This is a genomic window from Micromonospora sp. BQ32 (assembly GCF_059358895.1).
Genome location: NZ_JCADBI010000001.1, coordinates 776,695 through 799,906, shown reverse-complemented (window position 1 = coordinate 799,906; position 23,212 = coordinate 776,695). Strand labels below are relative to the sequence as shown.

Genomic DNA, 23,212 nt, shown 5'->3' with positions numbered 1-23,212 from the left:
GCCGCCCACGCCAACCCGGCTGTGGATGCCAAGCCGGTCGCCGCGGCTGTGCAGTCCGCGCCGAAGCCGCAGGGCGAGCAGTCCCGGATCACCCTCAACGATGAGCAGACCGCGAACGTCAAGGCGATCATCGCCGCCACGAAGAAGGCTGGTCTGCCGGAGCGGGCCGCGGTGATCTCGATCGCGACGAGTCTGCAGGAGTCGAAGTTGGAGAACCTGGGCCACCTCGGCGACGCCAACGACCACGACTCGCTGGGCCTGTTCCAGCAGCGCCCGTCCAGTGGTTGGGGCACCCCGGAGCAGATCACCGACCCCGAGTACTCCACGACCGCGTTCCTCAAGGGCCTCAAGCAGGTCGACGGGTGGCAGGACATGCCGCTGACCGACGCCGCGCAGACGGTGCAGGTGTCGGCCTACCCCGACGCGTACGCCCAGTGGGAGCAGCAGGCCACCGACCTCGTCACCCAGCACTGGAACAGCTGACCCCGCACCACGCACGCACCGCACAGCACCACCGCACGGCAGCACCACCGCAAGACCGCAAGACAAAGGCCGCTGGGCTGGGGATGCCGCGCTGCGCGGGTCCGTGAGGGAAGCGGATCGCATCGTCTGGTCGGTGGCTGCTCGCAGATCTTGGACAGTTACCGTTCCGCGCGAACGGAAACTGTCCAAGATCTCGCGGGGCGCGGCCGGAGCGCCGCGTAATGGCGGGTGGGTGCGTGGTCGTGAGGGCCACCCAGGTTGCAGCGATGGGACCCGGCGGCGCAACGGCCCGGCGCAACGGCCGGCGGTGCCGCAGGGCGTTGCCGCCACCCCGCCGACCGCCGGTCGACCACCGCCAGCCAACGGTGGGGCGGGCCGGCGGGCTGGTGGGCCGACCACCGGCGAGAGGTGCGGCGGCGCGCCCTGCGGCGCAGCTGCGCGGCGGGACGGCTGCCGGTCAGCCGTGCCCGCTGGGACGATCGACGATGGGCGGCCGCCGGTCAGCGGTACGGCGGGACGATCGAGAGTGGGACTGGGACTGCGGGACTGCGGGACTGCGGGACTGCGGGGCGGGGCGGTCGGGTGGGTGCGATCGGGTGGGTGGGCCCGGCCGGGTGTGGGAACAACGCGGGGTGCGGGCTGGTTGTGGACAGTGTCGGTGTGACTCAGTGTCCCCGGGCCTCACCTAATATCGCCCTCGCGGAATACCGTTCGGCTGGAGCCGCGTCGTGCCACTCGCCGAGAGGCGACCTGCACACCGACACCAGCGCCGCCCCCGGCCCACCGGCCGGGGGCGGCGCTGTCTGCTTCCCCGGTTCGCGAACCTGCCTCGCTTGACCTATGTTCAGAGGATCGCTCGCGTGGGAGGGGGTGTCGGGGTTGGGTCTGCGGACCTTTATCGAGGGTTGGCCGGTCTACCGCCAGCTCACCGGCACGGACCCGTTGGGCCGGGGCGCGGCGGCGAAGTCCGCCCGCTCGGCAGGGTTGACCGCCCGCACCGAGGACGCCGACAGGGTGGCCCGTTCGGTCTGCCCGTACTGCGCGGTGGGTTGTGGCCAGCGGGTGTTCGTGAAGGACGGGCAGGTCAGTCAGATCGAGGGCGATCCGGACAGCCCGATCTCGCGGGGTCGGCTCTGCCCGAAGGGTTCGGCGAGCAAGAGTCTGGTCACCAGTCCGCTGCGGCAGACCACGGTTCGCTATCGCCGGCCGTACTCGACGCAGTGGGAGGATCTGGAGCTCGACACCGCGCTCGACATGATCGCCGACCGGATGCTCGCGGCTCGTGAGCAGACCTGGGAGGACGTCGACGCCGAGGGCCGGCCGCTCAACCGGACGCTGGGTTTCTCCAGTCTGGGTGGGGCGACGCTGGACAATGAGGAGAACTACCTCATCAAGAAGTTGTTCACCGCGATGGGGGCGTTGCAGATCGAGAACCAGGCCCGTATTTGACACTCCGCCACCGTCCCCGGTCTGGGGGCCAGCTTCGGTCGTGGCGGCGCGACGGATTTCCAGCAGGACATCGCCAACGCTGACGTCATCGTCATCCAGGGTTCGAACATGGCTGAGGCGCACCCGGTGGGTTTCCAGTGGGTGATGGAGGCCAAGCGCCGGGGGGCGAAGGTCTTCCATGTCGACCCGCGGTTCACCCGGACGAGCGCGGTCGCGGATGCGTACCTGCCGATCCGGGCGGGCACGGACATCGCGTTGCTCGGTGGGGTGGTGCGCTACATCCTGGACAACGAGCTGGACTTCCGGGAGTACGTGCTCGCGTACACGAACGCGGCGACGATCGTCAGCGAGGAGTTCAGCGACACCGAGGATGGCGACGGGTTCTTCTCCGGGTTCGACCCGGAGACCGGCACCTACGTGCAGGACAGCTGGCAGTACGAGGGCAACGAGGGCTCCTCCGGCAGTGGGCACACGGCCAAGGAGCGCGACAGCGCGTCCGGGCTGGAGCACGAGTCGCACGGCGCGCAGGTCGACGGGGACACCCCGCGGGACGAGACGTTGCAGCATCCGCGCTGCGTCTACCAGATCCTCAAGCGACACTTTTCCCGCTATACGCCGGAGATGGTCGAGCGGGTCTGTGGCATTCCACAGGACAAGTTCCTGGAGTTGGCTGAGGCGTGGACGCGAAATTCCGGCCGGGAACGCACGGGGATGCTGATCTACTCGGTGGGCTGGACGCAGCACAGCGTGGGTGTGCAGTACATCCGCACGGGCGCGATCATCCAGCTGCTGCTCGGCAACATGGGTCGTCCGGGTGGTGGGATCATGGCGCTGCGCGGTCATGCCAGCATCCAGGGCTCCACGGACATTCCGACGCTGTTCAACCTGCTGCCGGGTTACCTGCCGATGCCGCACCACGCCGACCACCCGACCTTCGACGAGTGGGTGGACAGCATCCGGCACCCCGGCCAGAAGGGCTTCTGGGGTAACGCCGGATCGTTCGCCGCCAGCCTGCTGAAGGCGTACTGGGGTGACGCGGCGACACCGGAGAACGACTACTGCTACGGCTATCTGCCCCGGCTGACCGGTGACCACGGCACCTATCAGCAGGTGCTGAACATGATCGACGGCAAGATCAAGGGCTATTTCCTGCTCGGGCAGAACCCGGCGGTCGGATCGGCGCACGGTCGCGCGCAGCGTCTGGGCATGGCCAACCTCGACTGGTTGGTCGTCCGGGACCTGTTCATGATCGAGAGTGCCACGTTCTGGCAGAACGGCCCCGAGGTCGCCACCGGGGAGATCGTGCCGGAGGAGTGCCGCACGGAGGTGTTCTTCCTGCCCGCCGCGTCGCATGTGGAGAAGGAGGGCACGTTCACCCAGACGCAGCGGTTGTTGCAGTGGCGGGAGAAGGCCGTCGAGCCGCCAGGTGATGCCCGCTCCGAGCTGTGGTTCTTCTACCACCTGGGCCGCAAGCTGCGCGAGAAGCTGGCCGACTCGCCGCTGCCGCGCGACCGGGCGCTGCTCGACCTCACCTGGGACTACCCCACGCACGGTCCGCACGCGGAGCCGAGTGCCGAGTCGGTGCTGCGCGAGATCAACGGGTACGACGTGGCGACCGGCCGCCCGCTGTCCAGCTTCGCGGAGGCCCGCGCGGACGGCTCCACCGCCATCGGCTGCTGGATCTACACCGGGGTGTACGCCGACGGCGTGAACCAGGCCGCCCGGCGCAAGTCCCGGCACGAGCAGGACTGGGTGGCCGCCGAGTGGGGTTGGGCATGGCCGGCGAACCGGCGCATCCTCTACAACCGTGCCTCCGCCGACCCGGACGGCAACCCGTGGAGTGAGCGCAAGCGTTACGTGTGGTGGGACGCGGAGCAGGCCGAGTGGACCGGCTACGACGTGCCGGACTTCGAGAAGACCAAGCCGCCGTCGTACCGGCCGCCACCCGGCGCGTCCGGGACGGAGGGCATCGCGGGCGACGACCCGTTCGTCATGCAGGGCGACGGCAAAGGCTGGCTGTACGCGCCCAGCGGTGTCCTGGACGGGCCGCTACCGACGCACTACGAGCCGGTGGAGTCGCCGGTGCGTAACCCGCTCTACGGTCAGCAGGCCAACCCGACCCGCAAGATGTACGCGCACCCGGTGAACTCGGTGAACCCGAGCCCGCCGGAGCAACACAGTCAGGTGTTCCCGTACGTGTTCACGGTCAGCCGGCTCACCGAGCACCACACCGCCGGTGCGATGAGCCGGACGGTGTCGCCGCTGGCCGAGTTGCAGCCGGAGATGTTCGTGGAGGTGTCCCCGGAGTTGGCCGTCGAACGCGGCCTCGCCCACCTGGGCTGGGCGCACCTGGTCAGCGGTCGTGCGGTGATCGAGGCGAAGGTGCTGGTGACCGACCGGCTCACCCCGTTGCGCGTCGAGGACCGGTTGATCCACCAGGTCTGGTTGCCGTACCACTTCGGTTTCGAGGGTCTGGTGACCGGCGACTCGGCCAACGACCTGTTCGGTATCAGCCTGGACCCGAACGTGCTGATCCAGGAGAGCAAGGTCGGCACCTGCGACGTCCGGCCGGGTCGCCGACCGACCGGCCCGGCGTTGCTGGACCTGGTGGCCGACTACCAGCGGCGCGCCGGGATCAACCCGGGCCACAATGCCCCGGCGGTCACCACCGACAGCGAGGGAAAGGAACACGGTGCTTCCTGACCCGAACAGCCTGTACGGCCCGCTGGACCCGGCACCTGACGCGGGCTACGAGAACGCGCCGCCGCGGATGGGGTTCTTCACCGACACCAGCGTCTGCATCGGGTGCAAAGCCTGCGAGGTGGCCTGCAAGGAGTGGAACGGCGTCCCGGAGAGCGGGCTCGATCTGCTGGGCATGTCCTACGACAACACCGGCGCGTTGACCGCGAACTCCTGGCGGCACGTCGCGTTCATCGAGCAACCCCGGCCGGCCGGTCACCGCACGCCGCCGTTCGCGGGAACGCCGACCGACGGTTCGGTCAGCGCGGCATCGGCGGCCGCGGCGGCTGGCACCAGCGAGCGCACCGGCACGGACCCGGGTGTGCCGACCGGCACGCCGTCCGCGGCCGCCCGGATGGCCGGGGGCGGGCCGGCGGACGTGCTCGGCGCGATCGCGGCCGATCCGACCGCCGCGGGCCAGGGTGGCGCGGGGCCGCAGTTCCTGGGAATGCCGGGGGCCCAGCCGCCGGGCCGGGGCACGGGCGTCGAGGAGCGCACGGATTTCCGGTGGCTGATGATGTCGGACGTCTGTAAGCACTGCACCCACGCGGCGTGTCTGGACGTGTGCCCGACGGGCTCGTTGTTCCGGACGGAGTTCGGCACGGTGGTGGTGCAGGAGGACATCTGCAACGGGTGCGGGTACTGCATCTCGGCGTGTCCGTACGGGGTGATCGATCAGCGTAAGGACGACGGTCGGGCGTGGAAGTGCACGCTGTGCTACGACCGGTTGGGCGCGGGGATGACCCCGGCGTGCGCGCAGGCGTGTCCGACCGAGTCGATCCAGTACGGCCCCCTCGACGAGCTACGCGAGCGCGCCGCGACCCGGGTGGCGACGCTGCACGACCGGGGGGTGTCCGAGGCGCGCCTGTACGGGCACGACCCGAACGACGGCGTGGGCGGTGACGGGGCGTTCTTCCTGCTCCTCGACGAGCCTGAGGTGTACGGTCTGCCACCCGACCCGGTCGTGACCACCCGCGACCTGCCGAAGATGTGGAAACGCGCCGGCCTCGCCGCGCTGGCCATGGCGGCGGCGACCGTCGCCGCGTTCGTCGGAGGTTCCTCATGACCCCACCGGGCCCGGTGGGCGACCGGTTCCGTCGCTTCCGGGAGCGGCTCGCCGCCGAGGGCAGCGACCGACCGCAGTCGAGCGACCAGCGGCTCGCCCCCGGGGGCGGCAACCGACCACAGTCGAGCGACCAGCGGCCCACCGCCGCGAACAGTGCGGCGGCCGCGGGCGGGGGCGACCAGCCGAGCGACAGGGACACCACCAGCGGCAACGGGGCCGCCAGCAGCCGCCGGGGCGACCTGACGGCGCGGCGGGACGCCGAGGTCTCCGGCCGGCGGCGCAGGCGGCGCGGCGGCGGCGGCGAGGAACTGCGGGTGCCCGAGGCCGAGTTCACGTCCTACTACGGGCGGCCCGTTCTGAAGGCGCCGGTCTGGACGTGGGACATCGCCGCGTACCTGTTCACCGGTGGGCTGGCCGCCGGCTCGTCGCTGCTCGCCGCGGGCGGGCAGCTCACCGGGCGGCCCGCGCTGCGGCGCGCCGGCCGGGTCACCGCGTTGGCCGCGGTCAGCGCCAGCGCCGTCTTCCTGGTGAAGGACCTGGGCCGGCCGGCGCGGTTCCACCACATGCTGCGGGTGGCCAAGCCGACCTCGCCGATGTCGATGGGCACCTGGATCCTCACCGCGTACGGGCCGGCGGCGGGTGTCGCCGCGATCGCCGAGGCGGCCGGTGTGCTGCCCCGGCACGGTCTGCTCGGGCTGGCCGGCCGGGTGTTGCCGCCGATCGGGCACGCCGCTGGGCTTCTCGCCGCCGGCACCGCGCCGGCGCTGGCCACGTACACCGGGGTGTTGTTGGCCGACACGGCGGTGCCGTCGTGGCATGAGGCGTACCCCGAGTTGCCGGTGATCTTCGCGGGCAGCGCGTTGGCCAGCGGCGCCGGCGTGGGTCTGCTCGCCGCGCCGCCGGCCCAGGCCGGGCCGGCCCGCCGGATGGCGGTGGCCGGCGCGGCCCTGGAGCTGTACGGCGCGCATCGGGTGGAGACCCGCCTCGGCCTGCTCAGCGAGCCCTACCGGTTGGGTCGGCCGGGTCGGTTACTACGCGCCGGGCGGCTGCTGACCGCAGGCGGGATGGCTGGTGCTCTGCTGGGCCGGCGCAGCCGGGTGGTCGGGGCGCTCTCCGGCACCGCGCTGCTGGCCGCGTCGGTGCTGACCCGGTTCGGCATCTTCTACGGCGGAGTCGCCTCGGCCCGCGACCCTCGATACACGGTGGTGCCGCAGCGCGAACGGGTCGAAGCCCGGCGAACCGGCATGGATCTTCCAGCTGATCGAGCGGTCCCGCCCGCGGTGTGATCGAATGTCCGGTGGAGGCGTTCAGGCGGCTGGTGCCCCTCCCGGTCTTCAAAACCGGAGTGGTCCGGGACCCGGGCCAGGCGGGTTCGATTCCCGTCCGTCTCCGCCACACCGCTTGCAGGAGATGACGTGATGGGCGACGGTCCGGTGGACCCGCGACGCCGGGTGCCCCGTACGGACACGCTGCTCGCCGACCCGGTGCTCGCCGCGGCCGCCGCGACCCTCGGCCGCGAGCAGGTCAAGGCGGTCGTCGCCCGCGCGCAGGACCGCGCCCGCCGCGGTGAGCTCGACCCCGACGAGGTACGCGACGCCGCGGTCGCCGCGCTGCCCACCCCCGGCCCCCGGGTGGTGCTCAACGCCACCGGTGTCGTGCTGCACACCAACCTGGGTCGGGCGCCGTTGTCGTCCGCCGCGGTCGCCGCGATGGTGGCCGCCGCCGGTCACACCGACGTCGAGTTGGACCTGGCCACCGGCCGGCGGGCCCGGCGGGGCCGGGGCGCGCTCGACGCGCTGGCCGCCGCCGTGCCGGACGCGGGCGCCGTGCACGTGGTCAACAACGGCGCCGCCGCGCTGGTGCTGGCCGCGACCGCGTTGGCCGCCGGGCGGGAGATCGTGGTCAGCCGGGGGGAGCTGGTCGAGATCGGTGATGGTTTCCGCCTGCCTGACCTGGTGGAGAGCACCGGTGCGCGGCTGCGCGAGGTGGGCACCACCAACCGCACCACCCTCGCGGACTACGCCGCCGCGCTCGGCCCGCAGACCGGCTTCGTGCTCAAGGTGCACCCGTCGAACTTCCGGGTCACCGGTTTCACCTCCGCCACCGGCGTACGGCAACTGGCCACGCTCGGGGTGCCGGTGGTCGCGGACATCGGCTCCGGGCTGCTCGGCGCGGACCCGTCGCTGCCCGACGAACCGGACGCGGCCAGTACCCTGCGCGCGGGCGCCACGCTGGTCACCGCCAGCGGCGACAAACTGCTCGGTGGGCCGCAGGCGGGGCTGCTGCTGGGCGACGTCGAGGTGATCGACCGGCTGCGTCGCCACCCGCTGGCCCGGGCGCTGCGGGTGGACAAGCTCACCCTGGCCGCGCTGGCCGCCACCCTGCACCAACCGGATACGCCGACCCGGGTGGCGCTGCACGCCGACCCGGGTGCCCTGCGCGAACGGGTGGAGCGGCTGCGGGACCGGCTCGGCGCGGACGGCCGCAAGGCGGAGGTGGTGCCGGCCGTCGCGGTGGTCGGCGGGGGCGGCGCCCCCGGGGTGGAGTTGGACTCGTGGGCGTTGAGCCTGCCCGAGCGGTACGCCGCGCCGCTGCGCACCGGGGACCCGCCGGTCCTCGGTCGGGTGGTGCGCGGCCGGCTCCTGCTCGACCTGCGCTGTGTGCCCGTCGACGCCGACGAGGCCGTCCGCGCGGCCGTGCTGCGCGTACCCGGGGACGACTGAGCGTGTTCGTCGTCGCGACCGCCGGGCACGTCGACCACGGCAAGTCGACCCTGGTCCGGGCGTTGACCGGGATGGAACCCGACCGGTGGGCCGAGGAGCGCCGCCGGGGGATGACCATCGACCTGGGTTTCGCCTGGACGACGTTGCCGTCCGGCGGCACGGTCGCCTTCGTCGACGTACCCGGGCACGAGCGGTTCGTGCCGAACATGCTCGCCGGGGTCGGCCCGGTCCCGGCGGCGCTGATCGTGGTGGCCGCCGACGAGGGCTGGATGCCGCAGTCCGCCGAGCACCTGGCCGCGCTCGACGCGCTCGGTGTCGCGTACGGCCTGCTGGCGGTGACCCGCGCGGACCTGGCCGACCCAGCGCCGGCGACGGCCCGCGCCCGCGCCGAGATCGCCGCGACGAGCCTCGGCGCGGTGCCGGCGGTGGCGGTCAGTGGCCTGACCGGCGCCGGCCTGCCGGAGCTGCGGGCCGCCCTGGACCGGCTCGCCGCGCAACTGCCCGCGCCGGTGGTGGACGACCCGGTCCGGCTCTGGGTGGACCGCAGCTTCACCGTGCGGGGCAGCGGCACCGTCGTCACCGGCACCCTCGGCGCCGGCCGGCTGCGGGTGGGCGACGAACTGGAGTTGGCCGGCGCCGACGAACCGGTCCGGGTCCGTGGCCTGCACTCGCTGGGCCAGGCCCGACCGGGGGCGGCGGCGGTCGCCCGGGTGGCGGTCAACCTGCGCGGTACGCCCCGCGACCGGCTGGGCCGAGGCGACGCGTTGCTCACTCCGGGCCGGTTTCACCACACCGACCTCGCCGACGTCCGGCTCGCCGGTGACCCGGCCGCCGACCTGCCGGCCACCCTCACCCTGCACGTCGGTTCGGCGGCGGTGCCGGTACGGGTGCGCCCGCTCGGCCCGGACACCGTCCGGCTGCGGCTGGCCCGCCCGCTGCCGTTGCTGGTGGGTGACCGGGCGCTGCTGCGGGACCCGGGCCGGCACCACGTCAGCGGCGGGGTGCGGGTGCTGGACGTGGCGCCGCCACCGCTGGGCCGACGGGGTGCGGCCGCCGCCCGCGCCCAGGTCCTCGCCGAGCTGGACGGTCGACCCGACCTGGTGGGGGAGCTGCGCCGTCGCCGGCTGGTCCGGGCCGGCGCGTTGATCCGGATGGGTGTGCCGGTGCACGCCGAGCCGGTGGCGGGTGACTGGCTGGCCGACCCCGGGTACTGGCGGCGGCTCGGCGAGCAGCTGTCCGAGGAGGTGGCCCGGCACGCGCGGGAACACCCGTTGGAGCCCGGGATGCCGGTGGACGCGCTGCGTCAGCGCCTCGCCCTGCCCGACCGGGTGCTGGTCGAGGCGCTGGTCCGGCCGCCGCTGCGGATCCACGCCGGTCGGGTCGGCGCGTCGGGCGCCGACGCGCTGCCCGAACCGGTGGCCCGGGCCGTGCAGCGGGTCCGCGCCGAGTACGGCGACCGGCCGTTCCGCGCCCCCGAGGCGGACCGTCTGGTCGATCTTGGTCTGGGTCCCCGGGAGATCGGCGCCGCGGTGCGTGCCGGCGCCCTGCTGCGGCTGGCTGACAACGTGGTGTTGCTGCCCGACGCGCTCGACGACGCGGTCCGGGTGTTGGCCGGGCTGCCGCAGCCGTTCACCCTCTCCGCGGCCCGGCAGGCGTTGGACACCACCCGCCGGGTGGCGGTGCCCCTGCTGGAGCTGCTGGACCGGCGGGGCGCGACCCGCCGGCTGCCCGACGACGCCCGGATCGTCGTCACCTGAGCGCCGCGCCGCGGCCGGGACGACGGTGGTGCCGGGACAACCGGCCCCAAGGTCGGCGACGGTCACCTACGGTGACGCCATGGACCCTTCGGCGGTCTGGCGGGACCGGCAGCACCGGTGGCGGATCGAGGCGTACCGCGCGCCGGACCTGCGCTTCGCCATCTACGCCACCAACGGCCCCACCGAGTCGGTGCCGCTGTGGCTGTTCGGGATGTCGGCGTTGGCGCGGTGGTTGATGACCCACGCCATCTCGCTGGACGACCTGGAGGTCGACTGAGCGGGGGCGCGCTCGCAAACCGGTCCCGGAGTCGGCCTCGCTGCGGTTGAGTGACCTCAGGTGGCGGACGGGGGTACGCGATGGGCGGTCAGCTCGGGCAGTTGGCGTTGGTGGCCGTGCTGGTGCTGGTCAACGCCGCGCTCTCCGGCAGTGAGATGGCGCTGGTGACCCTGCGCGAGGGGCAGTTGCGGCGGCTGGGCCGGCGCAGCCGTGCCGGTGACCGGTTGGTGCAGCTGTCCCGCGACCCGAACCGTTACCTGGCGACGATTCAGCTGGGCATCACCCTGGCCGGGTTCCTCGCCTCGGCGGCGGCCGCGGTGTCGTTGGCCGGTCCGCTGGTCGGGCCGTTGGGTTTCCTCGGCGGGGCGGCGCGTCCGGCCGCGGTGTTGCTGGTGACGGTGCTGCTGACGTTCGTCACGCTGGTGCTCGGGGAGTTGGCCCCGAAGCGGCTGGCCATGCAGCGGGCCGAGCGTTGGGCGTTGTTGAGCGCCGGCCCGTTGGATCTGTTGGCCCGGGTGTCCCGGCCGGCGGTGTGGTTGCTCAGCCGGGCCACCGACGCGGTCGTACGGCTCGCCGGTGGTGACCCGCGGGCCAACCGGGAGGAGATGACCGAGGAGGAGCTGCGGGAGATGCTGGCCAGCCAGCGTGGCCTGTCGGCCCAGCAGCGGGAGATCCTGACCGGCGCGTTCGACATCGCTGGCCGGACGTTGCGGGAGATCCTGGTGGCCCGGCGGGAGGTGACCACGCTGCCGGCCGGCCTGGCCGCCGACGAGGGGGTCCGGCGGCTCGCCGCCGCGGGGCGCTCCCGCGCTCCCGTCACCGGCCCGGCCGGCCTGGACGAGGTGCTCGGGGTGGTGCACATCCGCGACCTGGTGCGCGCCGGCACCGCCCCGGTGCACGAGCGGGTCCGGGCGCCGTTGCTGCTGCCGGTGACCCTGCCGGTGGCCGACGCGATGCGTCAGCTGCGCCAGGAGCATCAGCAACTGGCTCTGGTCGTCGACGAGCACGGCGGCATCGACGGCATGGTCACCATGGAGGACCTGCTGGCCGAGGTGGTCGGCGAGTTGTACGACGAGACCGACCGCGATGTGCGCGGGGTGGTCCGGGAACCGGACGGCTCGCTGTTGGTGCCCGGTGACTTCCCGCTGCACGACCTGCCTGACCTGGGGGTGCGGTTGAGTTTCCCGTTGTCGCGGGACTACACGACGGTGGCTGGTCTGGTGCTGGCCCGGCTGCGGCACCTGCCGGAAGGGCCGGGTGAGACGGTGCGGCTGCCCGGGCTGACGTTGCAGGTGGTGGAGGTCGCCGACCGGGCGGTGCGCCGGGTGCGGCTCTGCGGGTTCGTCACCGAGCGCTGACCATCACCCAGAAGAATGACAAAAGGCCCAAATCGGCAAGCCGGTGAGCGAGTCCTGCCTACGGTGCCAGACGTGAAGGACCGAGGGTTGCGTACGTTCGTCACGGTGCTGGCCGGCCTCGCGGTGATCTACTTCGGCAGCGCCGGCCGCAGCCCCGAGGAGGGCCGTGGCATCTCCGGCGGGGTGGTGGTCCTGGCGTTGCTCGCCGCGTTGCTGGTGTGGCACCTGACCCGTCCGGGGGACAAGACGGTCAAGTGAGCGCCTCAGCGGGCGGCGACCCGGGTGACCTCACCGGCGGACTCCTCGCCCAGCGCCACCCGCACCAGCGCTGAGGCGAGCCGGCCGAAGTCCGGTTCGTCGACGAGACCGGCGAGCCGGTCCGGAGAACCCGGCAGACCCAGCCGCTTCGCCCCGGCCAGGGCGCGCCGGTCGGCGTACGGGCGCACGTCCGACCAGACCGCCTGTGCCTCGCGCAGGTAGATGTCCGCCCCGGTGGGGCCGATGCCGGGGAACTCGGTGAGCCGTCGCCGCAGCCCGGCGGGGTCGCCCTGGGCCTCCCGGTGCAGGCGCCGCAGGTCGCCGTGCCAGCGGTCCAGGCACAGCCGGGCGCCGGTGCCGAGCATGGTGGCGGTCCGCTCGTCGTAGCGGCGGTAGTGGCCCCGGCCCAGCGCGTCGACGCGCTCCTGCCAGCTGGCCGCCTCCATGGCCTGCGGGGTGCGGTAGCCGGCGGCGAACAGCTCCCGCGCGGCGTCCACCGCCACGCACGCCCGGATCCGGGTGCTCAGCAACGTGGTCAGCACCAGCAGCTGATAGAGCGGCCCGGGCCGGTCGGTGAGGCGGATGCCGGCCTCCTCGGCGTACGTGCGGCCACGCCGGTCGAGCAGGACCCGCACCACCGTTCGATCATTGCCCACTCCGACCGGTTACCCACTCCGGGACCCGCTAGCCGTCGCTCCGGTGAGCACGGCCGGAATGCCACCGGGGCGGGCGGGTATGCCGGCTTTGGAGGCGGTCGATGCCGCCTGCCGTACCCGGAAGGGAGACACCCGTGGTCAATCCGCAGCAGGAAGAGTTCCGGCGCAACGCCAAGGGCGCCACCAGCCAGGACAGCAAGGGGCCCAAGCCGACTGGGCACCCGCTCAACCGTGGCTCGTCGCGTGGCGACGAGGGTCGACCGGTGCCCAAGGGGCAGGTGTCGCCGTACGGCCCGGCCGGCGAACCCGTGGCCGAGGACGACAGCGACACCCGCTGACCAGTTGGTTAGCGACTGCGACCTGACGGCCGCCGCAACCTGTTCCAGGTGGCGGCGGCCGTCAGCCCGTACGCGAGGTGCGGGATGATGTCGGCGATCCAGTCGGAGCGCCGCCACGTACGCGGGTCGCTGATCCCGAGCGCCGTGATCGACCCGTCGGTCATCGTCATGACGCCCGCGCCGAGCAGGCCGGTGGCGATCGGCAGCGGCTGACGTCGACCACCGGCGTAGAGCGCGAACGCGACCCCCGCGGCGATGCCCAGGCCGTAGCCGATCAGGGGGCCGAGGCCCGAGCGGCGGTTGGCCGCCCGGGCCCCGTTGCCCAGGTCCACGTGCGCGATCCCGGCCAGCCGGTCGACGGTCTCCTGGGGAACGTCGCTCTCCGGCCGTCCCCGTAGCGCCATGTCGAGGTAGCTGACCACGTTCAGCGCGGTGCTGCCGACGGCGCCCGCGATGGCGCCGTCGGCCACGTCGACCCTCCTCACTTCGGGTCGCCCGGTTCGCGTTCGCTCTTCGGGCCGTACGTGCGGTCTCCGCGCACCACGCCTCGTTGGCCGCGATCCTCCTGGAGGATCCTGTTCGCGACCTGGTTGGCCTTGCCGTCGGGCACTCGGCGTCCGGAGTCGTCGATCGCGTTGCGCAACCGCGCCCGCTGCTTGTCGTACGCGTTACTGCCCGGCCGTGGTCCTGGCATCTGTGCCTCCTTCGTCGGTCTGGGCACCTGGTGCTGCCCACCGTCCGCTGGGCGTACCGCGGCCGTCTACCCGTCTGGGAGCGGACCAACCCCGGCGGGCTAGTGGGGCGCGCGGACCACGGCGACCGGACACTGCGCGTGGTGCAGCATCGACTGGCTCACCGACCCCAGCAGCAACCCGGTCACCTCGCCGCGCCCACGCCCACCGACGACCGCCAGTTGGGCGGAGCGGGACGCCTCGGCGAGTACGGTGCCGGGCCGACCGTGCACCACCCGGCAGGTCAGCCGCAGACCCGGGTGCTCCTCGGTGAGCCCGGTCAGCCACCCGGCGAGCATCCGCTCCTGCTCGCCGTGCAGCTTCGCCTCGTCGTACACCAGGGGTTGCATGTCGCCCGGGCCGCTGCTGCCGGGGTGTCGGTAGGCGTGCACCGCCAACAGCGGCACGCCGAGCGACACGGCGGTCTCGGCGGCGAAGTCCGCGGCCCGCCGGGAGGCCTCCGAACCGTCCACCGCGACCAGCACCGGCTCGTCGGGTCGTTGCGCGCCGCGCGCGACCAGCACCGGGCAGTCGGCGTACGCGGCGACCTGCACCGCGACCGAGCCGACCACCAGCGCGGAGAACCCACCCAGCCCGCGGTCGCCGAGCACGATGAGCGCGGCGGTGGGGGACTCGCCCACCAGCACCGCGGCGGCCTCACCGTCGATGATCTCGCCGGAGGTCGACAACCCGGGCACGGTCGCTCGGGCCTCGTCCACCGCGGCCTCGACCAGTTCCTCGGCCCGGTGGCGCAACCCACCGCCGGGCGGCGCGTCCGGTGCGGGGGAGACCGGTACGTGCAGCAGCGGCCAGATGAAACCGTGCACGACCCGCAGTGGTCGGTGCCGGCGCGCCGCCTCGGTGGCGGCGAGGCGCACGGCGCGCAGCGCCGACTCCGAGCCGTCGACGCCGACCACCACCGCCGCGTTGTTCGCCGAGTTCACCGCCCACCTCCGCTCGCGGTCAGTATCGCCGGCCCGGACGCCCTCGCGCCGCGATACCGCTGAGCACGTCCCGGTCGGTACGCTGGCGACGACCGGCCGGGGAGGGAGCGTCGCCGATGGGTGAACCAGACCAACCGAGCACCGCTCGCATGATCGACTTCTGGCTCGGCGGGCAGCATCACTTCCCGGTGGACGTGGCCGCCGCGAGCGCGTTCGAGCAGGCGTACGGGCCGTGTGCGCCGGTGTTCCGGGAGCTGCGGGCGTTCCTGGGTCGGGCGGTGCGGGCCATGGCCGCCCACGGTGTGGACGGGTTCCTGGTGTTCGGCGCCGGGGTGCCGACGATGGGCAACGTGCACGAGGTCGCCACCGACGCGACGGTGCTCTACACCGACGTCGACCCGGTCACCATCCGGCTGGGGCAGAGCATCCTCGCCGGCAGCGACCGGGCCGGTTACGGCTTCGGCGACGCGACCGACATCGGCACCATCGACCCGGCGCAGCTGCACCGCTTCGTGCCTGGATGGGGTCGACGGCCGGTCGGGGTGGTCTTCCTCGGGTTGGCCGCGTTCCTTGACGACGCCACGCTGACCCGCACCCTCGACGAGCTGTACGCCGCCGCGGCGCCGGGCAGCCTGCTCGCGGTGGACTTCGACACCGAGGAGCTGGCCAATCATCCGCAGGCGCTGGCCATGATGGGCCCGCAGTTCCGGATGCGTCCACCGGCGGCGTTCGCGCCGTTGCTGGGCCGATGGGCGCCGACGGCGGACGGGATCGTCCCGGTCGCCGAGTGGCGGCCGGACGGTCCGCCGGCGCGGGTGCCCGACGCGTTCCACGGTGTGCTCGCGACCCGAGTGGGCGACTGACCGCGCCGATCATCGGTCCGGGGGCGTCCGTATGATGCTTGCCCTATAGCAAGCTTCTGGGGAGGACGACGATGGTAGACGCGCCGGACGTGGTGTCGCGCGCGTTGCGCGAGGCCCCGCCCGACCAGTTGGCGGAGGCCGCGGACCGGGCGATCCGGTCGGCGATGGGCGCGCTGCGCACCGACGTCTTCGTCGCCGACTACCGGATCAGCGGCCTCTGGCCGGTGCTGGACCCGGACCTGCCGGCGGGTGGGTTCCTGTCCTGCCACACCATGGCGCAGCGTTGCTTCAGCAGTCAGCAGCCGGTACGCGACGGCGACGGCCCCTGCCGGCTCTACCTGCCGTTGACGGTGTGGGGGGAACGGTTGGGCGTGCTGCTGATCGAACTCCCGACCGTACCGAATCCGGCGGTCACCGGTCGGGCGACGGACATCGCCGGCGCCCTGGCGGTGGCGATGCGCGCGGCGGACCGGGAGACCGACCGTTACCGGCGGGCCCGGCGTCGGGAGCGACTGACGATGGCCGCCGAGATGCAGTGGGATCTGCTGCCCGGTCGCGGTGTGGCCCACCACGCGTTCGAACTGGCCGGTCAGCTCGAACCGGCGTACACGGTGGGTGGCGACCACTTCGACTGGTCGTTGGACGGCGACCGTCTCACCGTGACGGTGCTCAACGGCGAGGGCAGCGGGCTGGCCGCGTCCCTGTTGACCGCCGTCACGGTCAACGCGATGCGCAACGCGCGTCGCTCCGGTGGGGGCCTGGTGGAACAGGCCGAGCTGGCCTCGGACACGGTCTTCTACCAACACCGGGGCGCCCGGTACGTGGCCACCCTGCTGCTCGAGGTGGACACTCGCACCGGCCGGGTGCGGGCGGTCGACGCGGGTTCCCCCCACCTGTTGCGGATGCGCGGGTCCACGGTCGAGCCGATGAAGCTGGATCAGCAGTTGCCGCTGGGCATGTTCGCCGAGACCCGCTACGAGCTTCAGGAGATGCAGCTCGCGCCCGGTGACCGGCTCTTTGTGGTCAGTGACGGGGTGTGGGCCGCCGAGCCGCCGGGTCAGGAGCCGTACGGGCAGGGGATGATGGCTCGTTCCCTGCGCGCCACGCGGTTGCAGCCGCCGGCCGAGGCGGTTGGTACGGTGATGCGCGAACTGCACGCCTACCACGCGGATTCCGATCTGCGCGACGACGCCGTCGTGGTCTGTCTGGACTGGCACGGTCCGCGCGAACGGGGCACGGGGTGAGATTCGTCGCCGCGTTGCCGGGCGGGCACCAGCGCGACGACGGCAGGGGACATCAGGTGGAGCGACCTGCGGATCTCGCCGCGGCGATCGACGCGGCCGCCGGGACGCTGATCGCTGTACTGGACTCGGCCGCGTCGCGGCACCAGGTGCCGCCCACCCAGCTGAGGGTCCTCACGCTGATCAGCGGTCGACCGGAGACAAACGTCAACGGGTTGGCGGAGCTGCTGGACGTGGTGCCCTCGTCGGCGAGCCGGCTGTGTGACCGGTTGGAGGCGACCGGGCTGTTGCGCCGGGTGGCCGATCCGCGCGACCGGCGTGAGGTGCGGTTGGTGCCGACCGCCGCGGCGCTGACCCTGTTGGGGGAGTTGGCCGAGCGGCGGCAGCGCGCGGTGCAGGCGGTGTTGGACCGGATGCCGGTGCGGATGCAGCACGAGCTGCTGCTGGCGCTGGCCGGGTTCGCTCAGGCGGCGGCCTCGGTGCCGGAGCAGCAGACCGATCCCGCCGCGCAGACGGCCTGAGCGCCGTTCCCCCCTTCCACTAGTATCCTAGGACGCTTTAGGCGTGGTGATCCACGCCACAGTGCGGCACGGCCGCACCGACGGCCCGGCGGCGCCCGGCCAGCGAGAGGGAGCCCGATATAGTGGCAGCGCACCTACCCGGCCCGCGATCATCGAGATCGCGGGCCGCATCAGGAGAAGGGGCCCCGCCCGGGGCCGCAGGGGAGAGCCGGCGCTGGTCGGCCCGACAGCGCGTACGACCCTCAGCCGCGCCCGGCGTCGGCCGGGGGCCCGCGTGCCGTGGAGGAGGATCGGTGTCGCGTCGGCCGGCTCGGGCAGAGCAACCGCGGGACACCGGTGACGAGGCTCCCGGCAACCAGGTGCTCACCCTGCCCAACCTGATCAGCTTCGGGCGGCTGCTGGGCGTGCCGCTGTTCCTCTACCTGTTCCTGGTGGCGCGAGCCGACGTGGCGGCGGTCGTCGTGCTGGCCATCGGCGGCACCACCGACTGGGTCGACGGTTGGATCGCCCGCCGCCTGCGTCAGGTGAGCCGCCTGGGCGAGCTGCTCGACCCGCTCGCCGACCGGCTCTACATCCTCGCCACCCTGGTCGCCTTCACCGCGCGGGAGGTGGTGCCGTGGCAGTTCACCGCGGCGCTGCTGGCCCGTGAGGTGCTCCTGCTCGCCTCGCTGGCGGTGCTGCGTCGCTACGGGTACGGTCCGCCGCCGGTGCACTACGTGGGCAAGACCGCCACGTTCCTGCTGCTCGCGGCGTTCCCGGTGCTGCTGTTGGCCACTGCGGCGACCGACGTGGCGACGGCGGCGAGCGCCATCGGATGGGCGCTGGCCTGGTGGGGGCTGGTGCTCTACTGGGTGGCCGGCGGGATGTACGTCGTGCAGGCGGCCCGACTGGTGCGCGCGGCGCGCGGCCCGGGAGCGGTGGCGTGAGCGCGCCGCGGATGGGAAAACCCGGCCAGGACCGGGTGTACGCGCCGGATTTCCTCACCGAGTTGTTCCGCAACCCGCTGGATCCGGGGTACGCGGACGCGGCTGCCGCTCGCCGACGCTCGGCGGGGTCCGAGCCGACGCGCGGGTGGCGGGCCTTGCCGGCGCGGTCGGTGAGCCTGGTCGTGGTGGTGATGCTCGGTTTCCTGTTCGCGGTCGCGTACCGGCAGACGATGGCGGACGAGCCGGGGCGGAGCCAGGCCCGCTCGGGTCTGGTCACGCAGATCAAGGAGCGGGAGAGCCAGACCGACCGGTTGTCGACCCGCGCGGACCAGTTGCGCGAGGAGGTCAGCCGGCAGCGGGACGCGGCGTTGAGCGGGTCGGCCGCCGCCCGGTTGCGCAACCTGGAGGCGAGCACCGGGTTGGGTCGGGTGCGCGGTGATGGTGTGGTGGTGCGGTTGGCGGACGCGCCGGACAACGCGGACGCGGTGACCGGCGCCGGTGCTGGGCCGCCGCGGGTGCTCTACAGCGACCTGCAGGGGGTGGCGAACGCGTTGTGGAGTGCTGGCGCGGAGGCGATCGCCATCAACGGGCAGCGGTTGACCTCGACGTCGACGATCCGGTCGGCGGGTGAGGCGATGCTGGTGGATTTCCGGCCGGTGACCGGGCCGTACGAGGTGTCGGCGATTGGGCCGGGTTCGATGCGGCGCACGTTCGAGGACAGCCGTAACGCGGCACTGATGCGGGAGGTCGCGCAGAAGACCGGGTTGTCGTTCGGTGTGCGGGAGTCGGATGACCTCACGTTGCCGGCGGCGCCGGAGCCGCAGCTACGCTACGCCAAGCCGTCGGTCAGTCCGAGCCCTTCCGCGTCGGGTGTCCGGTCCGGCAGTCCCGGGTCGTCCGGTCCGGCGACGACTGTTAGCCCCTCCGGAGGTGGCCGATGATCGCGGTGCTGGCGTTGCTCGCCGGTGTGGTGCTGGGCGTGTGGCTTGATCCCACGGTGCCGGCGGCGTTGCAGCCGTACCTGCCGATCGCGGTGGTGGCCGCGTTGGACGCGGTGTTCGGTGGGGTGCGGGCCCGGTTGGACCGCATCTTCGACGACAAGCAGTTCGTGGTGTCGTTCATTTCGAATGTGCTGGTCGCTGGTCTGATCGTGTATCTGGGTGACCAGTTGGGGGTGGGTGGGCAGTTGTCCACCGGTGTGGTCGTTGTGCTGGGTGTGCGTATCTTCGGCAACGTGGCGGCGATCCGCCGGCACCTGTTCCGGGCGTAGGTTGGGTTGCGATGAGTGACGAGCAGACCGACACGGGGACGGGGTGGCCGCAGCCGGCGGGTCCGGTGCGCCCGGGTGGGCCGGCGGGTGAGCCGGATCCGCGGCCGGATGCGCCGGATCCGGACGAGTTGAGCCCGTTGGCGCCGCAGGGGCCCGCGCAGCCGTCGGATGACGAGCCCGCTGCGGAGCCGGGTGTGGAGCCGGTCGACGACGGTGCGACGGTGGACCTGAGCGCGGTGTCGCGGTCGGGGGAGCCGGTGGCGAGTTCCGACGGGTTGGCTGAGCCGGTGGGGGAGTCGGCGGCGCCGGTGATGGCTGGTCGGTCCCGGTGGAGTGCGGCCGGGGTGATGATCGTGGCGTTGTTGGCGTTGCTGGGGTTCACGTTGGTCGTGCAGTTGAAGACGACGTCGACGGACCCGACGTTGGGGGCGACGCGGCAGGAGGACCTGGTTCGGATCCTGTCGGATCTGGATGCGCGGGAGAATCGTCTGCAGCAGGACATCCGGGCTCTGGAGGACAGTCAGCGGCAGTTGCGCTCGGGTGAGCAGGGTCGTCAGGCGGCGTTGGATGAGGCGACGCGGCGGGCCGACGAGTTGGGCATCCTGGCGGGGACGTTGCCGGCGGTGGGGCCGGGGTTGACGGTGCAGTTCGACGCCGGTGTCAAGCCGATCTCGGCGAACCGGGTGTTGGACGCGGTGCAGGAGCTGCGGGGTGCGGGCGCGGAGGCGATGCAGATCTCCGGTGGGGATCGGGCGACCGTGCGGATCATCGCGTCGACGTACTTCCTGGACGGGGACAACGGGTCGTTGGTGGTGGAGGGGCGTCGGTTGACGGGGCCGTTCACGATCACGGTGATCGGTGATCCGGCGACGATGCGGACGGCGTTGAACATTCCTGGTGGGGTGGTGGCGTCGGTCCGGGGTGGCGGCGGTAACGTGACGTTTGGGGAGCGTGAGGTTGCCGAGGTTTCGGCGCTGCACGTGCCGATCAAGTTGGAACACGCCCGTCCGGTCTCCTGACCGGCGCGGCCGCGCCGGACCCGGGTGGTCCGGGGCACCGATGGATGAAGGACGCGTCTGGTGATTCCCGAGGATCTGCGATACACCGCCGAGCATGAGTGGGTGGCGGGTGACGGCACGGCTTCGGTCCGGGTCGGCATCACCCACTTCGCGCAGGACGCGCTCGGTGACATCGTGTACGTGCAGTTGCCCGAGGCGGGTGCGGTGGTCGCGGCCGGTGACTCGTTGGGTGAGATCGAGTCGACCAAGAGTGTGTCGGAGATCTACGCGCCGGTGGCCGGTACGGTGGCGGCGCGGAACGACGCGTTGGGTGACACGCCTGAGCTGATCAACACTGATCCGTACGGTGCGGGTTGGTTGGTGGAGATCACGCCGAATGATCCGACTGCGACGGATGGGTTGCTGACGGCGGCCGCGTATCAGAAGATCACCGAAGGCTGAGTGTGCTTGATCCGGTGCGTGGGATGTCTGCGCGCGTCCGGTTGCCCTGCATTTCGGCGCTGGCTAGGCTCGCCCAGTCGACCGAGAACCCAATAGTTGAGCGTTGCGGAATTGCCTTCCCGGGCACGGGGAGCCAGCCGCCGGGTGGTCAAGTGCCCGGCGGCCAGACCCGCCATTACCCGACGCCGACCGAACAGATCCGTGAGGTGGTCCCATGACGCGGCCAGACGACGAGTTCCCCCCACTCGACGTCACTTCGACGCTCAATCTCGGTTCGCTCGACGAAGTGCTGGAGGGGCCGGATACCGATGTGGTGCCGAGCCGGATGTCCGGTTCGTTGCCGCCGGGTATGGCGCTGCTGGTGGTTCGTCGAGGCCCGAATGCGGGTGCCCGGTTCTTGTTGGACCACGATGTGACGACCAGTGGCCGGCACCCGGACAGTGACATCTTCCTGGATGACGTGACGGTGTCGCGTCGGCATGCGGAGTTCCACCGCGATGGTGGGACGTTCACGGTGCGCGACGTGGGCAGCTTGAATGGCACGTACGTCAATCGTGAACGGGTTGAGGCGGCCACGTTGAGCAATGGTGACGAGGTTCAGATCGGTAAGTTCCGGGTGGTGTTCATCGCCGGTCCGCGCCCGGAGGAGGAGGCCGGCCGGGGGTGAACGAGCCTGCGGCCTCCATGTCACCCGGGGCGGCTCGGTCTGAGCCGCTGATGAGCATCGGTGAGGTGCTTGGGCAGTTGCGGGTGGATTTCCCGGACACGACGATTTCGAAGCTGCGGTTTCTTGAGGCCGAGGGTTTGGTCGAGCCGCAGCGGACGGCGGCGGGTTACCGGAAGTACAGCTGGGACGATGTGGCGCGGTTGCGGTTCGTGTTGACCGCGCAGCGGGACAAGTACCTGCCGTTGCGGGTGATCCGGGAGCAGTTGGCCCAGTGGGATTCGTCTGGCGAGCAGCCGGGGCGGTCGCGGCCGGCGTTGGTGGCGGTTGGTCCCGATGGTGCGGTGCCGGGTCGTGAGTCGGTGGAGCCGGCCGAGTCGTCGCAGGTGCGGCTCGGCCGGGCAGATCTGGTGGCGCGCAGTGGAATCGACGAGTCGACGTTGGTGGAGTTGGAGCGGCTCGGTGTGCTGGTGTCGGATCCGCCGGGGTGGTATGACGCGGATGCTTTGATCATCGCGTCGGCGGTGGCAGGGTTGGCGTCGTACGGGTTGGAGCCGCGGCACCTGCGGGGTTATCGGACGGCGGCGGACCGGGAGGTCGGTTTGTTCGCGCAGTTGGTGGCGCCGTTGGCGCGGCAGAGTGATCCGGCGGCGCGGGCGCGGGCGGCGGAGACGGCGCGTGAGTTGGTGGCGTTGTCGGAGCAGTTGCACGCGGCGTTGGTGCGGGTGGGTTTGCGCTCGACGTTGGGTCGGTGAGGTGCCCGGCGGGTGGCGGCTGAGCGGAAAGATCTCTTCCGGGAAGCGTGCCGTAGGCTTGCCGGGGTAACCCCTTTTCGGCGCGGGCGTGGTGCTGTAGCGCATGGGACGGCCGTGTTGCGGTCCGTGTACCGTGCAGGGAAGGGCGCGGTGCGGCGTAGGTGACAACGACACGGAGGCGGCGGTGCGCGAGCTGAGCGTGGTCGGAGTTCGGGTGGAGCTGCCCAGCAACCAGCCGATCGTCCTGCTCAGGGAGGTCGAGGGGGACCGCTATCTGCCGATCTGGATCGGCGCGGTCGAGGCGACGGCTATCGCTTATGAGCAGCAGGGGGTCAAGCCGGCCCGGCCGTTGACGCATGATCTTCTGCGGGATGTGTTGGCGGCGTTGAAGGCGCCCTTGCAGGCGGTGGAGATCACCGAGCTGAAGGAGAACGTCTTCTACGCGGATCTGTTGCTGGGTGACGGGGTGCGGGTGTCGGCGCGGCCGAGCGATTCGATCGCGTTGGCGTTGCGTGTCGGTGCGCCGATTCGTTGTGCGGAGCAGGTCCTCAGCGAGGCGGGGATCGTTATCCCTGATGAGCAGGAGGACGAGGTGGAGAAGTTCCGCGAGTTCCTGGAGCAGGTGCGTCCGGAGGATTTCGCGGGCTGAGGTGTGCCCGGGCTCGGTTGGTGATCTTTCTCGGTGGCTGCGCGGCGTGTCGCGTCGGTTCCTCCGTGGTAACCCCTGGCGGTG

At 72.2% G+C, this 23,212-nt stretch carries 25 protein-coding genes and 1 tRNA gene; 22 read left to right on the top strand and 4 right to left on the bottom strand.

Features of this window, described 5'->3' with window-relative positions; all coding sequences use genetic code 11:
• The 10 genes from AC5L30_RS03530 to AC5L30_RS03485 form a co-directional block, all read left to right on the top strand.
• A partial coding sequence (locus AC5L30_RS03530) for a hypothetical protein (protein ID WP_494865290.1) occupies window positions 1–483 on the top strand: 483 nt, incomplete at its 5' end.
• An 879-nt stretch (window positions 484–1,362) separates the two neighbouring features.
• Window positions 1,363–4,635, top strand: a complete 3,273-nt coding sequence (gene fdh, locus AC5L30_RS03525; protein ID WP_494865289.1) for a formate dehydrogenase — start codon at window positions 1,363–1,365, stop codon at window positions 4,633–4,635.
• Window positions 4,583–5,737: a 4Fe-4S dicluster domain-containing protein gene (locus AC5L30_RS03520; RefSeq protein WP_494865287.1), complete on the top strand. Its 1,155-nt coding sequence runs from the start codon at window positions 4,583–4,585 to the stop codon at window positions 5,735–5,737. Before fdh ends, AC5L30_RS03520 begins: the two co-directional genes overlap by 53 nt.
• Window positions 5,734–7,023: an NrfD/PsrC family molybdoenzyme membrane anchor subunit gene (gene nrfD / locus AC5L30_RS03515; RefSeq protein WP_494865285.1), complete on the top strand. Its 1,290-nt coding sequence runs from the start codon at window positions 5,734–5,736 to the stop codon at window positions 7,021–7,023. Before AC5L30_RS03520 ends, nrfD begins: the two co-directional genes overlap by 4 nt.
• 13 nt (window positions 7,024–7,036) lie before the next feature.
• A tRNA-Sec gene (locus AC5L30_RS03510) sits at window positions 7,037–7,132 on the top strand.
• A 23-nt stretch (window positions 7,133–7,155) separates the two neighbouring features.
• Window positions 7,156–8,460: an L-seryl-tRNA(Sec) selenium transferase gene (gene selA / locus AC5L30_RS03505; protein ID WP_494865283.1), complete on the top strand. Its 1,305-nt coding sequence runs from the start codon at window positions 7,156–7,158 to the stop codon at window positions 8,458–8,460.
• Between the two features lie 2 nt (window positions 8,461–8,462).
• Window positions 8,463–10,217: a selenocysteine-specific translation elongation factor gene (gene selB, locus AC5L30_RS03500; protein WP_494865282.1), complete on the top strand. Its 1,755-nt coding sequence runs from the start codon at window positions 8,463–8,465 to the stop codon at window positions 10,215–10,217.
• Between the two features lie 79 nt (window positions 10,218–10,296).
• The gene (locus AC5L30_RS03495) at window positions 10,297–10,494 is read left to right on the top strand and encodes a hypothetical protein (protein WP_030327722.1); all 198 of its coding nucleotides are present in this window, start codon (window positions 10,297–10,299) and stop codon (window positions 10,492–10,494) included.
• A gap of 80 nt (window positions 10,495–10,574) precedes the next feature.
• Window positions 10,575–11,852 carry a hemolysin family protein gene (locus AC5L30_RS03490; protein WP_494865280.1) on the top strand — a complete coding sequence of 426 codons (1,278 nt, stop codon included), beginning with the start codon at window positions 10,575–10,577 and terminating at the stop codon, window positions 11,850–11,852.
• A 72-nt stretch (window positions 11,853–11,924) separates the two neighbouring features.
• Window positions 11,925–12,110, top strand: a complete 186-nt coding sequence (locus tag AC5L30_RS03485) for a hypothetical protein (RefSeq protein WP_036410487.1) — start codon at window positions 11,925–11,927, stop codon at window positions 12,108–12,110.
• 5 nt (window positions 12,111–12,115) lie between these two features.
• Here AC5L30_RS03485 and AC5L30_RS03480 read toward each other — a convergent pair whose 3' ends face one another.
• Window positions 12,116–12,766, bottom strand: coding sequence for a hypothetical protein (locus AC5L30_RS03480; protein ID WP_494865278.1), 651 nt, complete (start codon window positions 12,764–12,766; stop codon window positions 12,116–12,118).
• A gap of 134 nt (window positions 12,767–12,900) precedes the next feature.
• On the opposite strand from AC5L30_RS03480, the gene AC5L30_RS03475 reads away from it, so the two are divergent.
• Window positions 12,901–13,104: a hypothetical protein gene (locus AC5L30_RS03475; protein ID WP_091397934.1), complete on the top strand. Its 204-nt coding sequence runs from the start codon at window positions 12,901–12,903 to the stop codon at window positions 13,102–13,104.
• A gap of 8 nt (window positions 13,105–13,112) precedes the next feature.
• On the opposite strand, the gene AC5L30_RS03470 is transcribed toward AC5L30_RS03475, so the two are convergent.
• The 3 genes from AC5L30_RS03470 to AC5L30_RS03460 form a co-directional block, all read right to left on the bottom strand.
• Window positions 13,113–13,589 carry a hypothetical protein gene (locus AC5L30_RS03470; protein ID WP_494865276.1) on the bottom strand — a complete coding sequence of 159 codons (477 nt, stop codon included), beginning with the start codon at window positions 13,587–13,589 and terminating at the stop codon, window positions 13,113–13,115.
• Window positions 13,586–13,798, bottom strand: coding sequence for a phosphatidylethanolamine-binding protein (locus AC5L30_RS03465; RefSeq protein WP_088989541.1), 213 nt, complete (start codon window positions 13,796–13,798; stop codon window positions 13,586–13,588). Before AC5L30_RS03465 ends, AC5L30_RS03470 begins: the two co-directional genes overlap by 4 nt.
• A 99-nt stretch (window positions 13,799–13,897) precedes the next feature.
• Window positions 13,898–14,779 carry a universal stress protein gene (locus AC5L30_RS03460; RefSeq protein WP_494865274.1) on the bottom strand — a complete coding sequence of 294 codons (882 nt, stop codon included), beginning with the start codon at window positions 14,777–14,779 and terminating at the stop codon, window positions 13,898–13,900.
• Window positions 14,780–14,895: 116 nt separating this feature from the next.
• On the opposite strand from AC5L30_RS03460, the gene AC5L30_RS03455 reads away from it, so the two are divergent.
• The 11 genes from AC5L30_RS03455 to AC5L30_RS03405 all read left to right on the top strand — a co-directional run bounded on the left by AC5L30_RS03455 (window position 14,896) and on the right by AC5L30_RS03405 (window position 23,128).
• Window positions 14,896–15,642 (top strand): SAM-dependent methyltransferase, encoded by a 747-nt coding sequence (locus AC5L30_RS03455; RefSeq protein ID WP_494865272.1) that lies wholly within the window; start codon window positions 14,896–14,898, stop codon window positions 15,640–15,642.
• 71 nt (window positions 15,643–15,713) lie between these two features.
• Window positions 15,714–16,886, top strand: coding sequence for a PP2C family protein-serine/threonine phosphatase (locus AC5L30_RS03450; RefSeq protein WP_494865270.1), 1,173 nt, complete (start codon window positions 15,714–15,716; stop codon window positions 16,884–16,886).
• Between the two features lie 56 nt (window positions 16,887–16,942).
• Complete coding sequence (locus tag AC5L30_RS03445) at window positions 16,943–17,404, top strand: MarR family winged helix-turn-helix transcriptional regulator (RefSeq protein WP_494865329.1); 462 nt, start codon at window positions 16,943–16,945, stop codon at window positions 17,402–17,404.
• A 293-nt stretch (window positions 17,405–17,697) separates the two neighbouring features.
• Complete coding sequence (gene clsA, locus AC5L30_RS03440) at window positions 17,698–18,330, top strand: cardiolipin synthase ClsA (RefSeq protein WP_494865268.1); 633 nt, start codon at window positions 17,698–17,700, stop codon at window positions 18,328–18,330.
• A gap of 11 nt (window positions 18,331–18,341) precedes the next feature.
• Window positions 18,342–19,271 (top strand): DUF881 domain-containing protein, encoded by a 930-nt coding sequence (locus tag AC5L30_RS03435; protein ID WP_494865328.1) that lies wholly within the window; start codon window positions 18,342–18,344, stop codon window positions 19,269–19,271.
• Window positions 19,268–19,600 carry a small basic family protein gene (locus AC5L30_RS03430; RefSeq protein ID WP_030327710.1) on the top strand — a complete coding sequence of 111 codons (333 nt, stop codon included), beginning with the start codon at window positions 19,268–19,270 and terminating at the stop codon, window positions 19,598–19,600. The genes AC5L30_RS03435 and AC5L30_RS03430 overlap by 4 nt, the downstream gene beginning before the upstream one ends.
• A gap of 11 nt (window positions 19,601–19,611) precedes the next feature.
• The gene (locus AC5L30_RS03425; RefSeq protein WP_494865267.1) at window positions 19,612–20,619 is read left to right on the top strand and encodes a DUF881 domain-containing protein; all 1,008 of its coding nucleotides are present in this window, start codon (window positions 19,612–19,614) and stop codon (window positions 20,617–20,619) included.
• Window positions 20,620–20,679: 60 nt separating this feature from the next.
• A complete protein-coding gene (gene gcvH, locus AC5L30_RS03420; RefSeq protein ID WP_494865266.1) occupies window positions 20,680–21,060 on the top strand; it encodes a glycine cleavage system protein GcvH in 381 nt (126 codons plus the stop codon).
• 214 nt (window positions 21,061–21,274) lie between these two features.
• Window positions 21,275–21,727: an oxoglutarate dehydrogenase inhibitor Odhl gene (gene odhI / locus AC5L30_RS03415; protein WP_007071101.1), complete on the top strand. Its 453-nt coding sequence runs from the start codon at window positions 21,275–21,277 to the stop codon at window positions 21,725–21,727.
• 50 nt (window positions 21,728–21,777) lie between these two features.
• Window positions 21,778–22,479 carry a transcriptional regulator FtsR gene (gene ftsR, locus AC5L30_RS03410; RefSeq protein ID WP_354974112.1) on the top strand — a complete coding sequence of 234 codons (702 nt, stop codon included), beginning with the start codon at window positions 21,778–21,780 and terminating at the stop codon, window positions 22,477–22,479.
• Between the two features lie 184 nt (window positions 22,480–22,663).
• On the top strand, window positions 22,664–23,128 hold the full coding sequence (locus AC5L30_RS03405) for a bifunctional nuclease family protein (RefSeq protein WP_130401049.1): 465 nt from the start codon (window positions 22,664–22,666) through the stop codon (window positions 23,126–23,128).
• Window positions 23,129–23,212: the final 84 nt, after the last annotated feature.

What these genes read in the sequence shown, in the direction of transcription:
- AC5L30_RS03520 (WP_494865287.1), top strand. Translation starts at nt 4,583, where the DNA reads ATGCCCCGGCGGTCACCACCGACAGCGAGGGAAAGGAACACGGTGCTT.
- nrfD (WP_494865285.1), top strand. Translation starts at nt 5,734, where the DNA reads ATGACCCCACCGGGCCCGGTGGGCGACCGGTTCCGTCGCTTCCGGGAG.
- selA (WP_494865283.1), top strand. Translation starts at nt 7,156, where the DNA reads ATGGGCGACGGTCCGGTGGACCCGCGACGCCGGGTGCCCCGTACGGAC.
- AC5L30_RS03495 (WP_030327722.1), top strand. Translation starts at nt 10,297, where the DNA reads ATGGACCCTTCGGCGGTCTGGCGGGACCGGCAGCACCGGTGGCGGATC.
- AC5L30_RS03490 (WP_494865280.1), top strand. Translation starts at nt 10,575, where the DNA reads ATGGGCGGTCAGCTCGGGCAGTTGGCGTTGGTGGCCGTGCTGGTGCTG.
- AC5L30_RS03465 (WP_088989541.1), bottom strand. Translation starts at nt 13,798, where the DNA reads ATGCCAGGACCACGGCCGGGCAGTAACGCGTACGACAAGCAGCGGGCG.
- AC5L30_RS03455 (WP_494865272.1), top strand. Translation starts at nt 14,896, where the DNA reads ATGGGTGAACCAGACCAACCGAGCACCGCTCGCATGATCGACTTCTGG.
- AC5L30_RS03450 (WP_494865270.1), top strand. Translation starts at nt 15,714, where the DNA reads ATGGTAGACGCGCCGGACGTGGTGTCGCGCGCGTTGCGCGAGGCCCCG.
- AC5L30_RS03435 (WP_494865328.1), top strand. Translation starts at nt 18,342, where the DNA reads ATGGGAAAACCCGGCCAGGACCGGGTGTACGCGCCGGATTTCCTCACC.
- AC5L30_RS03430 (WP_030327710.1), top strand. Translation starts at nt 19,268, where the DNA reads ATGATCGCGGTGCTGGCGTTGCTCGCCGGTGTGGTGCTGGGCGTGTGG.
- AC5L30_RS03425 (WP_494865267.1), top strand. Translation starts at nt 19,612, where the DNA reads ATGAGTGACGAGCAGACCGACACGGGGACGGGGTGGCCGCAGCCGGCG.
- odhI (WP_007071101.1), top strand. Translation starts at nt 21,275, where the DNA reads ATGACGCGGCCAGACGACGAGTTCCCCCCACTCGACGTCACTTCGACG.
- ftsR (WP_354974112.1), top strand. Translation starts at nt 21,778, where the DNA reads ATGAGCATCGGTGAGGTGCTTGGGCAGTTGCGGGTGGATTTCCCGGAC.